Consider the following 13,092-nt stretch of genomic DNA (forward strand, 5'->3'; position numbering starts at 1 on the left):
CTAAGCATGGAAACCTTCAAGTTTCAGTAAAATCAACAGTTTTTACCGAATCTTTATTACAAATCGAGTTTTTTATAAAGATTACGTAAAGCAAACAATGTAATATTTATTGATTTTCAGTAGTTTTTCGTAATATTCAACTGATGCGAGGATAAACGGCAGCATAACTTGGATTGACACATTTTCCAGGCTCGCGCCAAGATGGAAGAAAAGTAAAACTTTGTAAAGGCGGCTGGATGTCACTAGAGTTTTTATCGTTGGAAAGAATTCAGGAAATTGCCCACCAGTACGGCTATTGGGCAGTTTTTCTCGGAATTTTATTAGAAAACCTCGGTATTCCCGTCCCAGGTGAAACCGTAACCATAGTAGGAGGGTTTCTTGCAGGTAGTGACGAGTTAAATTACTGGCTCGTTTTAGGTGATGCGATCGCGGGAGCTGCTATTGGTGGAACTTGCGGCTATTTAATTGGCAGAAAATTCGGTTGGTCATTCATGTTGCAAGTCGGTCGAATTTTCCGCATTTCAGAAGACCGACTCCTAGAAATGAAAGAACAGTTTAGTAACAACGCCACCAAAGCCGTATTTTTTGGCAGATTTATTGCTTTATTGCGTATTTTTGCCGGTCCACTGGCTGGTGTTGCCCAAATGCCCTACGCCAAATTCTTTATCTATAACTTAGCGGGAGCTGCTGCTTGGGCATCAGTCATGGTGACGCTGGCTTTCTTCGTCGGTAAAATTGTTTCTCTAGAAGAATTAGTTACTCTCACAGCTAAGTTTGGCATCGTAGCACTAGCGATCGCTTTCGCTGTCATTTTTGTTCCTCTGTGGCTGGAAGCACGTAAAGCGGGAGTCGGGAGTCGGGAGTCGGGAGTCGGGGAAGAGAGCTGAGGGAGCAATTACAAGTCACAAGTCACAAGTCACAAGTCACAATTCAACCCTACACCCTGATAGCGCCAGTTGCTTCAACGGAGGTTCCCTCCGCACCGCACTGGCTCCCCTACACCCTACACCCTACACCCCACACCCTACACCCTTTCTTCACTGTCAACTGTCTTCACGTAGCTTGCTTCTTTGCAGGAGTAGTGTAGCGCAGCGTTTACCGTCAATCACCAATGACAAATGACAAATGACGAATGACAAATAACGAATGCTTTACCCTAGAAAATGGTGTTGGGGAAAAAGTGATGTTTTTCAGTGTTGTCATTCCTACATACAATCGCCTGCCAATTTTGGCGAAGTGCTTGCGATCGCTAGAATGCCAAAACCTTGACGATGTGGCTATAGAAGGTTATGAGGTAGTTTTAGTCGATGATGGCTCTACAGATGGCACTTTGGCATGGCTAGAGGCAAATGCAGATGAATTTCCCCACGTGCGATCGCTTCTACAAGACCACCAGGGACCAGCTGCGGCTCGCAATTTGGGAGTAGAACAGGCAAAGGGCGATACGATCGTGTTCATCGATAGCGATTTGGTCGTGACTGAGAATTTTTTGCAGGCGCACGCTCAAGGGTTGCAGCAGGGACGCGAAATGTATGGCAGCGATCGCATTTTCACCTATGGCAGAGTAATTAATACATGTAATTTTGACAAGCCTACAGCCGAGCCTTATAAAATTACCGATTTTTCTGCGGCTTATTTTGCCACGGGAAATGTAGCTATTCCTCGCCATTGGCTAGAAAAAGCTGGGTTGTTCGACACGCGCTTTCAACTCTACGGTTGGGAAGATTTGGAATTAGGCGTGCGGTTGAAACAGTTGGGGTTAAAGTTAGTGAAATGCCCCGATGCAGTCGGCTATCACTGGCATCCAGCCTTTAATTTAGAGCAAATTCCTAATTTAATTGACAAAGAAATTCAACGCGGTCGGATGGGAGTTTTGTTCTACCAAAAGCACCCAACATGGGAAGTGCGGATGATGATCCAAATGACTTGGATACACCGCTTGCTCTGGGGGATTCTTTCCCTCGGCGGACAACTCAACGAGCGTACCCTAGCCCCAGTTTTAAGGTGGTTGATTAACCAAGGTAAGCCTCAATTAGCCGAACAGGTCGCCCGCATCTTCCTCAATTGGTACAACGTTCAAGGGGTTTACGAAGAGTACGCTTTGATGAAACCTAGAATCGAGTAAAGACGTTCTGTTGCGGGAGAGAAACCCGTATAGACTTTTCGTAAGTGCCGAAACGTTTTAGTTTGAAACCATATTATACTAGAAAAGTTGTCTACAAATCGCACATCCAGCGTTTTCGGGTGTTTCCTGGGAGACGCAGCTGGGTGGAGGATTAACCCGAATCAGGAGTTAAAGAAGATATGCCAGTTGTTTCATTGGCTCAAATGATGGAGTCTGGGGTTCACTTTGGGCATCAAACCCGTAGGTGGAATCCAAAAATGTCTCAGTACATCTACACTGCTCGTAATGGCGTTCATATCATTGACTTGGTGCAGACAGCTCAGTTAATGGATGAAGCTTACAATTACGTCAGACAATCTGCCGAGCAAGGGAAAAAGTTTCTCTTCGTTGGTACGAAGCGTCAAGCAGCGGGGATTGTAGCTCAAGAAGCCTTGCGTTGTGGCGCTAGCTATGTCAACCAGCGATGGTTAGGTGGAATGCTGACTAACTGGACGACGATTAAAACTCGCGCCGAACGATTGAAAGAGTTAGAACGTCGTGAGGAAAGCGGAGCGCTGGATTTACTACCCAAAAAAGAAGCATCGGTACTGCGCCGAGAGCTAGCTAAACTCCAAAAATACCTGGGTGGGATCAAGAACATGCGCAAAGTTCCTGATGTGGTCATAATTGTAGACCAGCGGCGGGAATACAACGCAGTATTAGAATGCCAGAAGTTAAGCATTGAAATTGTATCTATGTTGGATACAAACTGCGATCCCGATCTCGTTGACGTTCCCATTCCTGCTAACGATGATGCCATCCGTTCGATCAAATTGATTGTAGGCAAATTAGCTGACGCAATTTACGAAGGACGACACGGACAATTGGATGCGGAAGAGGATTACGAAGATTACGAGGGTGCAGAAGAAGATTTCGATTATGATGAAAGCGAAAGTGAATACACTGATGCGGTGATTCCTAACGAAGAAGAGGAAGAAGGATAGGTTAATGGTTAATGGTTAATGGTTGATAGTGACAAACAATTAACCATTGACTAACAAACAATTAACAAATAACAAATAGGAATTGAGGGAAGATGGCGGAAATATCTGCAAAGGCTGTTAAAGAGCTACGCGAGAGAACAAACGCTGGCATGATGGATTGCAAAAAAGCACTCCAAGCGACTGATGGCGATATGGAAAAAGCCATTGAATGGCTGCGGCAGAAAGGGCTTGCCTCTGCTGGAAAGAAAGCCGGACGTGTAGCAGCAGAAGGACTAGTAGATAGTTACATCCATACTGGCGGGCGAATTGGCGTGCTAGTGGAAGTGAACTGCGAAACTGACTTCGTAGCGCGCAACCAAGCATTTAGTGAATTAGTGCGAAATATTGCCATGCAAATCGCTGCTTGTCCTAACGTAGAGTACGTTAGAGTCAGCGATATTCCCCCTGAAGTTGTCGAAAAGGAGAAGGCGATTGAAATGGGGAAAGACGATCTAGCAGGAAAACCAGAGAACATTCGCGAAAAGATCGTTGTTGGACGCATTGAAAAGCGCTTGAAAGAGATGTCCTTAGTGGATCAAGCGTACATCAAGGATCAAAACAAATCAGTAGAAGATTTGGTTAAAGAAGCGATCGCCCAGTTAGGCGAAAATATTCAAATCCGTCGCTTCTCCCGCTACGTCTTAGGTGAAGGCATCGAAAAGTCATCCGAAGAATAGAGCCAAATCATCGAGCTATTGATTAGCTCCCTTCAATTTACCAGACGGGTTAAAATGGTGCGACGCACCCACCCGTCCTTTTTTTTAGGGAGCAGGGAGCGCACGAGTAGGGAGTAGGGGGGAAGAGAGCTGAGGGAGAAAAAATACCGCGCACCACGTACCACTGATAACTGATAACTGACAACTGAAAAGATGGCAAGAGCAATCGAACAAATTGAGCGAGACATGCAAGCTTTGGAAAAGTCGGCAAATAAGTTATTTGCCGAACTCAACAGCGCCTACACGAGTTATTGTCAAGCTTTAGGACAAGCTACACGCCAACAGCTGATCTTAGCAAGTTATCAAGTCTGCACTCAGGCGTATCCCAAGCAATTTTTGAGTCTGTCTATGAATCAAAGACAGCAATTGCAGCGATCGCTTCGTCAGTTAGGGCAAACAGCAGCCGAACGATTGCTAGAACTGTTGAAGAACCCAATGGAAATGGCACGGGAGCTAGCACATAGTATTCAGCTAGATAGAGAAAGTGCGATCGCTGAAATAGAACAGGACTTGATAGAGGAACAGGAACAGATAATTCCGAATTCCGAATTCCGTTCACGTAGTATAGCGTCAGCGTCTATTCCGAATTCTGAGTCTCCTGCTACGCCTTCTAACCCTTTAGAACTAGTACAATGGCAGCAAATTTTAGAACGAGCGATCGCCCAAGTCCTCAAAACCTTATCCTTAGATGCGAATCAATTACTGCAAAAATCTGGCATTCTACCTCAAAAACTACCTGCTCCTTTACTAGAAGCTGCTACCGCAGTATCGGAAACTACGGGCGAAATGACAGCAGGACCACCCAATGTCATGAATTTATTAATTGAAACTGAAAATCCGCAGGATTTGCAAGAAGGTGGCGTGACGCAGTTAATTGCAATTCAGTTGCGGTTGTCGGAAGTTGAGTTTGCAGATACCAATGTCAGGACTGCACGCAACCAAGTACGGCAACTAGAATCAAATTTAGTTTCTTTAGGGCGAGAATATCAGAAGAGGCAGCGGGAGCGAACGATCGCTGAAGCAGAAGCTGCATGGCGTGCGAGTTGGTTTGATGAATAGTAAGCGATCGGTTATCAGTTAACAACCTTCACTAGATATAAATGACCAATGACTAATGACTAATGACGATATAGACTGGTTGCGATTGCAGAAAGCCTTAGCTGTGGAGGCAGAAAAAGGCTTTGTAGACTTGGTAGGGAAACAATATCGCTTCAGCGAGTTTCTCTGTTTGAGTTTTGGCAAACCTCCTGTCACTTTATCTGTAGAAGAAAGACGTAGATGGCAGGAAATGGCAATGCAATTTGCCGAATACCATCAGATGACGCAGGAAGAGAGACAAAGTGTAGTTGCAGCAGCACGTAGATGCTTGCACCTATCGCAACAAGTATCGGAACAGCAGCATTTATATGAGTCAGACAATAATTTAAGTCAAAAGTCAAAAGTTAAAAGTCAAAACACCATTTCCGATTCTCACTCTCCCACTCCTACTCTCTCACTCTCCCACTCTCTCACTCCCGACTCCCCCGTCGTCCAACCTAAAACCTCACCCCTAATTTCCACTAAATCTTCAGAGATAAATCAACGTCTTGCACCCAGTTTAGAGCAGCCCTTGACGAGGTTGCCGGAGATTGGTGCGAGAAGAGGTGAGATTTTAGCCAAGTTGGGACTGTACACTGTCAGAGATGTCTTACTCTACTATCCCCGCGATCATATTAACTACGCACGGCAGGTCAAGATTTGCGATTTAGAGGCGGGGGAAACAGCAACGCTAGTAGGAACGGTAAAAAAGTGCCAGTGTTTTACCAGTCCTCGTAATGCTAAATTATCCATTCTGGAAATTGTCCTGAAAGATAATACGGGTCAAATTCGCCTCAACTACTTTTTCGCTGGCGGACGTTATTCTCATCGTGGCTGGCAAGAACAACAAAAGCGCAAATATCCACCTGGCGCAGTCGTCGCAGCGTCGGGATTAGTGAAAGAGAGTAAATACGGTCTGACGCTGGACAAACCAGCTCTGGAGGTGCTGGCACACCCAGGAGATACAATTGATTCATTAACTGTGGGTCGAGTTGTGCCAATTTACCCCTTGACGGAAGGTATTGGGGCAGATATGGTGCGCAAGGCTGTCACTACCGCACTGCCATCTTTAGTTCATCTCAAAGATCCGTTACCAAAAGCTTTACGCGATTATTACGGATTTGTTGAGGTAAGGGAAGCGATCGCTAATATCCATTTTCCAGCTGATACCGACGCTTTAGAACTTGCCCGTCGTCGCCTAGTCTTTGACGAATTTTTCTACTTACAACTAGGCTTACTGCAACGCCAATATAAAGCACGGCAAATTGCTAATAGTGCCGTTCTCTCGCCAAGCGGTCAATTGGTGGAAAAGTTTTATCAACTTTTACCTTTTAAACTCACTGGTGCGCAGCAAAGGGTGATTAATGACATTCTCAATGACTTAAAAAAATCCGTACCGATGAATCGCCTGGTTCAGGGAGATGTGGGTTCGGGGAAAACGGTTGTTGCAGTGGTAGCAATTCTCGCCGCGATTCAATCAGGCTACCAGGGAGCGTTGATGGCTCCCACAGAGGTATTAGCAGAACAGCATTATCGCAAGTTAGTTGGTTGGTTTAACTTATTACATTTACCTGTAGAATTGCTGACGGGTTCGACTCCGGCGGCGAAACGAAGGCAAATTCACGCCCAATTAGAAACAGGAGAGTTACCCCTGTTAGTGGGGACTCATGCTTTAATTCAAGATAAAGTCATTTTTCAACGTTTAGGATTAGTCGTAATTGACGAACAACACCGATTTGGTGTCGAACAACGCGCTCGTTTGCAACAAAAGGGCGAGTCTCCCCACGTTTTGACGATGACAGCTACGCCGATTCCCCGCACGCTTGCCTTAACCTTACACGGGGATTTGGATGTGAGCCAAATTGATGAATTGCCTCCTGGGAGACAAAAGATTCATACTACAGTTTTATCGAGTAAAGAGCGATCGCACGCTTACGAATTGATTCTGCGCGAAGTTGCACAAGGAAGGCAAGCTTACATTGTCTTGCCCTTGGTGGAAGAATCGGAAAAGCTGGATTTAAAAGCAGCAGTCGACGAGTTTCAAAAGTTGCAAGAAAGCATTTTTCCCCAGTTTCAAGTCGGATTGCTCCACGGTCGCATGTCGTCAGCTGATAAAGACGAGGCGATTAATTTATTTCGCGACAACCAAACGCAAATTCTCGTCTCTACGACTGTAATTGAAGTTGGTGTAGATGTTCCCAACGCTACCGTAATGTTAATTGAAAATGCCGAACGATTTGGTTTATCTCAGTTGCACCAGTTGCGGGGACGTGTCGGACGTGGTGCGGCGCAATCTTTTTGTCTGTTAATGGGTAATCCTAAGAATGAAACTGCCCGTCAGCGCTTAAAAGTATTAGAAGAATCTCAAGATGGCTTTTTTATTGCTGAAGCAGATATGAAATTTCGCGGTCCTGGGGAAGTTTTAGGAATGCGTCAAGCTGGACTACCAGATTTTACTTTGGCAAGTTTAATTGACGACCAAGCAGTTTTAGAAATTGCGCGAGAAGCCGCTGAAAAGGTGATGGAGAAAGATCCAACTTTACAACGCTGGACTTTAATGCAAGCAGAATTAACGTATAGATACCAAAAGTTGCTGGGTGGGACGATTTTAACTTAAGTTAGGGTCTATAAAATCTTAGTAAGTAATATCTTTCCAATGCTGGCAATCGTAAATCGTTTCAAGTGTTCGAGATTTTCCGTAGCTACGACAACTCTACGACCTGGAAACTGCTGCTGCAAATTCCATTGAGCTGACATAATTATATCTGCATCAATTCTCTTTTTATCAGCTGTTGGTATGCTTAAGACCTGTGCTGTTGCCCAAGTTTCCCTACTTTCTTGTATTTTTTCCTCACTAGCTTCTTCATCAATCTTGGATTGTATATAGGCTAACGCTTTTTGGTTTTTTGTATTTACTCCTCTCTTGTGCGACTTAAGTTTGTCATATATGGCAACAGAGAGCTAGTATTTAGGTTTTCAGTCAAATTATCTGAAAAAACATTACTTTCATTCTTTAATAGTTCTTCATTAGCAATGGCTTCAAAAATAATTACTACAAACTCGTCTAAATACCTATCCTGCAATTCAAGATCCTGAAAGAGGTTATGAAATAGAAGAACCGAGTAAAACGTGAATTGTACAATATCCCAAAAACTCAAACTAAATCGTTCTCGCGTGGTAATTGCTAAAGCCTCGTGTTTATACTCTTCACGTTCACTTTCTGAAAGGCTTTACCATGATTTAGCAGCATCCTCTGCCTCAAGAACCATGCCTTGATAATGGAACAAGAACTGTAACAAGGAAGACAGGAAGAAGCTCTCGCGTTGATTTTGCGTCAGTTACCGCGCCGAATTGGAGCCGTTGAGCCTGAATTACAAGAGCGCATTTGCCAGTTATCCTTAACTCAGTTGGAAATTTGGCTGAAGCTCTATTGGAGTTTTCTAGTTCAGAAGATTTAGTCAACTGGTTAAATAATTCAGCAAACTAAGAATTTATACATATTCTCGCCTACTGCTACACAATTGATGTTTTTTTCGATTTTTACTAGTTGCAGTAGGTTATACAACAAGTCTTCGCAAAAATTGTTAGATTAGTCAATATTAAGATTTCGCGTAATTCAATTTTATCTTTTTCAATATAAATTTCTAAATAATACTCTTTGCAGAATGGCTGACAAACCACAAATGTGTAGGTTCGTTTAGATTTAATGTCAAAAGGCTTTGATCCCTAATAGATTAGAAAAGAAAATACTAAATTTACTTTTTGATAAAAATTGACTCGATCGCAGTAGCAATCACTAGAGAGGAAAATAGCTATGGTAACGGCGGTGACAGAAAAGACCTCCCCCGCAGCAAAAAAGCGATCGCTGATTCTCTGGTTTGAAGAGGTAGGAATTCACGATCTGGCTTTGGTAGGTGGGAAAAACGCCTCTTTAGGCGAAATGATCCAACAACTCACACCCCAAGGTATTAACGTTCCCAACGGCTTTGCAATTACTGCTTATGCCTATCGCTATTACATTCAGCAAACTGGTTTAGATGCCAAATTGCGATCGCTATTTGCCGATTTGGATGTGGAAGATCTGAATAACTTACGCCAACGCGGTAAACAAGCAAGATCGATGCTGCGGTACACGCCTTTCCCGAAAGACTTAAAAGAGGCGATCGCGTCTGCCTACGAAAAGCTATGCGAAAATTACGGGATTGACACTGATGTTGCCGTTCGTTCTAGCGCCACAGCCGAAGACTTACCAGATGCTAGTTTTGCCGGACAGCAAGAATCCTACCTCAACATCAACGGCGTTGAAGGCGTACTAGTTGCCTGTCATCGTTGTTTTGCTTCCCTATTTACCGATCGCGCCATCTCCTATCGCCACAGCCGAGGCTTCGACCATTTCAGCGTTGCCCTCTCGATTGGCGTACAAAAAATGGTACGTTCTGACTTGGCGGCTTCTGGGGTGATGTTCTCTATCGATACGGAGACAGGATTTAAAAATGCTGCCTTGATTACAGCCGCCTATGGTTTGGGCGAAAACATCGTCCAAGGGGCGATTAACCCCGATGAATACTACGTCTTCAAACCTACATTGAAAGCAGGATTTCGCCCGATTTTAGGCAAAAGATTGGGTTCTAAAGAATTCAAAATGGTCTACGATACAGGCGGATCGAAAGTTACCAGAAACGTTCCTGTCGTACCTAGCGATCGCGGCAAATATGCCCTCAACGATGACGAGATATTGCAATTAGCGCGTTGGGCTTGCGCGATCGAAGATCATTACTCTAAAGTGCGCGGTACTTATACCCCGATGGATATTGAGTGGGCAAAAGACGGCGTAACCGAAGAACTATTTATCGTCCAAGCCCGCCCCGAAACCGTACAATCACAAAAAAGTCTCAACGTTTTACGGAGTTATCACTTAGTCGGGGCTAACGGCGATGCACCTATAATTACAGGTCGCAGTGTCGGCGAGGCGATCGGTCAAGGGAAAGTTAAAGTCATTACAGACGTGCATAGACTCGACCATTTCCAAACTGGAGATGTATTAGTTACTGATAAAACAGACCCCGACTGGGAACCTATTTTAAAAAAAGCCAGCGCAATTGTCACCAATCAAGGGGGTAGAACTTGTCACGCCGCAATTATCGCTAGAGAAATTGGAATTCCGGCGATCGTCGGTTGTGGCGATGCTACCAGCGTGTTGCATTCTGGGCAAGAAGTTACGGTTTCCTGTGCTGAAGGAGATGAGGGAAAGGTTTACCAAGGATTATTACCTTTTGAAGTTCGAGAAGTTCCCTTAGATAACCTGCCTCGCACTCGTACCAAAATTATGATGAACGTAGGCAATCCTGCGGAAGCTTTCAGCCTCTCGGCAATTCCTAACGATGGTGTGGGATTGGCACGGCTAGAGTTTATTATTGCCAACTACATCAAAATTCATCCCTTGGCACTGCTGCATTTCGATCGCTTAGAGGACGAAGCGGAAAAAGCTAAAATTGCCGAGATGACGGCATTTTTTGCCGAGAAGCCCCAGTACTTTATCGAAAAATTAGCCCAAGGTGCAGCGACGCTGGCAGCTGCTTTTTACCCTAATCCAGTCGTTGTGCGGATGAGTGACTTTAAGTCGAATGAATATGCCAATTTACTCGGTGGAAAGCAGTTTGAACCCAAGGAAGAAAACCCGATGCTAGGGTGGCGAGGGGCGGCGCGTTACTACGATCCGCGTTACCGCGATGCTTTTGCTTTAGAGTGTCATGCCATCAAGCAGGTACGAAAAGAGATGGGGTTAACCAATTTAATTCCGATGATTCCTTTTTGCCGCACTCCCGAAGAAGGGCGTAAAGTCTTGGCAGAAATGGCAAAGCACGGTTTAGAACGAGGGAAAGACGGATTAGAAATCTACGTCATGTGCGAGTTGCCTAACAACGTTTTGATGGCGGAGGAATTCAGCGAAGTCTTTGATGGGTTTTCGATTGGTTCTAACGATTTAACTCAGCTGACAATTGGATTAGACCGAGATTCAGCTTTAGTAGCGGGTTTGTTTGACGAACGCACCCCAGGAGTTAAACGATTAGTGCAAATGGCGATCGCTACTGCTAAAGCTAAAGGTCGTAAAATTGGGATCTGCGGTCAAGCCCCCAGCGATTACCCAGAATTTGCTCAGTTTTTAGTAGAACAGGGAATAGATTCTATGAGCCTCAACCCCGATTCGGTACTAAAAACTCTGTTGATGGTAGCAGAAGTAGAAGAGAAGCTGGGTCGCGGGTGCTAAGAGTTTGTGGGGTGGGTTATACCCGCCCTATTTTTTGAAATCTTGCACTTGGCGATTGAAATCGCTGCTACACACGCAAAACCTACCTATTCTGCGTGAATGTAGGTTCAACCCTTAACTTGCCATGAATCCGCGCGGGCTAGTTTGCCTACGGCAAGCTGCTATACATCTATGTTTATTTAGCCGCGAATTCGATTCGCTGGGGCTTAGTGCTGTACTAATTATTTTTATGGATCTCAAATATGGGTAAAATTTACGTATTTCTACGATAAATACTGTATTAATTTGCTAACTCATACATAAAACGCATAGTAGCTGGCAATCGTCCTCAAGCGTAGGTATATCGCTTAGCAAACATCTCCAAACACCGTATATCGATCGAGTTAATGCTTGCAGATCGGCAATTTTACTGTAATTTAACTTCAGTACAATTGCCCTTGGTCGATCTGAAAAATACATATTAACTTGATTTTGTGATGGTTATATAAATTTAACTTAAACCAAGCGCGATCGCTCTGAGTTTCACGGTCGAGATATTTCACTCTATTTCCTTAAGTGTTTAGATATATGCGATCGCATTTTTCAAGTTTCTTCTATCCCCCAACTCAAATTCAACTAGCAGCAACCTCTGTCTTGCTCGCACTCACTAAAGATATACAGTAGATCATGCATAAGTTTCAAGCTCAGCAAATTGCACTAGCAGCTAGTGTTGTTCTTAGTATTACTATCGGTAGCTGTCATACAACGACTGCAAATAATGAAGGGAAATCTGGCAATCTGTCGGCTCAAAAGCCAAGCCAAGATTTTCTCATTAGTCAGCAAGTAACTTCTGGCATTCTAGCTCAAGACCCCAAATCGCGAGACAAATGGTTGTGGCCCTTCTCCTCTACTTCGATTTGGAATATGCCAATCGGGGCTACTGCAACATATGTACCAGCAAATCTTCCAAAAGCAGGCTTTTTTGGTGCAGATCGGGAGTACTTCTACAAACTAAAAGCTGGCGATCCAATGCGACAAGTTGTATCACCTGGAAGCTTTGGTCCTGGACGCTGTACGGGTAAGCAATCAATGGGTCTTTCTCTACCAGTCCCCGACAATTTAATCGTCCCAGACGCAACTAGTCAGCCATATTCTACGCCTAATAACGCCGCTGCCTTTTTGATGCCAGATGGCAGAACAATCGAACAACTCGAACCCCTTGCCCGTTGTACCGCAGGTGGCAACATCCACGGCTGGCGTAACCCGTGGGGGGGTGTTGACATTTACGGCGACGGGATTAAAGGCACTCATTTCGGGTCTGGGATGTCGGCGATTGGCGGTTCTATTCGCCGAGGCGAACTAACAGGTGACGAACCAATTCGCCACGCGATCAAAATCTTGGTTTGGGGCAAAAAATATCTTCATTATTCTAAATCTATGCCCGGTTATCGCTGGCCCGCCGACCGTGCCGACCGATACGCCGAGAGTGAATATAAGGGGACTAATCCCAAACTCGTACAAGGTAGTTTGTTAGCAATTCCAGCTCATGTGAAGATGGACAGCTTAGGGTTAAAGACTCCTGCGGGGCAGAAGATTTTTAAGGCATTGCAAAATTATGGTGCATATATAGTCGATGATGCTTATTGGGACGCTTACTACCTCGCTGTAGAACAAGGAGTTCCAGAGGAATTTCGCGCTCGCTACGGCTATAGTTTTGAAGGTCGGAGTGGTGCTTTTTATGACGACATGATGAAGCTAATTTCAGCACTAAACATCATTGACAATAACAGACCCGATAACATCGGTGGTGGTGGTAGATTGAGAGCGCCGCTCGCACCACCGATCGAGAATTAATTTAGTCCGAGTAAGGTGGGCATTGCCCATCTTACGCTACTCACGCACGAC

Annotated in this window: 9 protein-coding genes and 1 pseudogene; 9 read left to right on the forward strand and 1 reads right to left on the reverse strand. The window is 44.6% G+C overall.

Features of this window, described 5'->3' with window-relative positions; translation table 11 throughout:
- The first annotated feature begins 236 nt into the window (after positions 1-236).
- From N4J56_RS07280 to recG, 6 genes are all read left to right on the forward strand, one after another.
- A complete protein-coding gene (locus tag N4J56_RS07280; RefSeq protein WP_410500444.1) occupies positions 237-887 on the forward strand; it encodes a DedA family protein in 651 nt (216 codons plus the stop codon).
- A gap of 245 nt (positions 888-1,132) precedes the next feature.
- Entirely contained in the window at positions 1,133-2,125 is a 993-nt protein-coding gene (locus N4J56_RS07285; protein ID WP_317105857.1) for a glycosyltransferase family 2 protein, read from the forward strand.
- A 179-nt stretch (positions 2,126-2,304) separates the two neighbouring features.
- On the forward strand, positions 2,305-3,108 hold the full coding sequence (gene rpsB / locus N4J56_RS07290; protein ID WP_317105858.1) for a 30S ribosomal protein S2: 804 nt from the start codon (positions 2,305-2,307) through the stop codon (positions 3,106-3,108).
- A 92-nt stretch (positions 3,109-3,200) separates the two neighbouring features.
- Complete coding sequence (tsf, locus tag N4J56_RS07295) at positions 3,201-3,824, forward strand: translation elongation factor Ts (RefSeq protein WP_317105859.1); 624 nt, start codon at positions 3,201-3,203, stop codon at positions 3,822-3,824.
- 192 nt (positions 3,825-4,016) lie between these two features.
- Entirely contained in the window at positions 4,017-4,922 is a 906-nt protein-coding gene (locus tag N4J56_RS07300) for a hypothetical protein (RefSeq protein ID WP_317105860.1), read from the forward strand.
- Positions 4,923-4,977: 55 nt separating this feature from the next.
- Entirely contained in the window at positions 4,978-7,557 is a 2,580-nt protein-coding gene (recG, locus tag N4J56_RS07305; protein WP_317105861.1) for an ATP-dependent DNA helicase RecG, read from the forward strand.
- 8 nt (positions 7,558-7,565) lie between these two features.
- Here the strand turns inward: recG and N4J56_RS07310 are convergent, their stop codons facing one another.
- Positions 7,566-7,697, reverse strand: a complete 132-nt coding sequence (locus N4J56_RS07310; RefSeq protein ID WP_317105862.1) for a hypothetical protein — start codon at positions 7,695-7,697, stop codon at positions 7,566-7,568.
- Between the two features lie 551 nt (positions 7,698-8,248).
- Between N4J56_RS07310 and N4J56_RS40800 the strand changes: the two are divergent.
- From N4J56_RS40800 to N4J56_RS07320, 3 genes and pseudogenes are all read left to right on the forward strand, one after another.
- Positions 8,249-8,427: pseudogene (locus tag N4J56_RS40800) on the forward strand (DUF4351 domain-containing protein); the annotation flags it as partial.
- Positions 8,428-8,754: 327 nt separating this feature from the next.
- Entirely contained in the window at positions 8,755-11,208 is a 2,454-nt protein-coding gene (ppsA, locus tag N4J56_RS07315; RefSeq protein WP_317105863.1) for a phosphoenolpyruvate synthase, read from the forward strand.
- Between the two features lie 666 nt (positions 11,209-11,874).
- Complete coding sequence (locus N4J56_RS07320; protein WP_317105864.1) at positions 11,875-13,041, forward strand: hypothetical protein; 1,167 nt, start codon at positions 11,875-11,877, stop codon at positions 13,039-13,041.
- The last annotated feature ends 51 nt before the right edge of the window (positions 13,042-13,092 follow it).

Origin of the sequence: Chroococcidiopsis sp. SAG 2025 (assembly GCF_032860985.1) — a bacterium.
Lineage (GTDB): Bacteria > Cyanobacteriota > Cyanobacteriia > Cyanobacteriales > Chroococcidiopsidaceae > Chroococcidiopsis.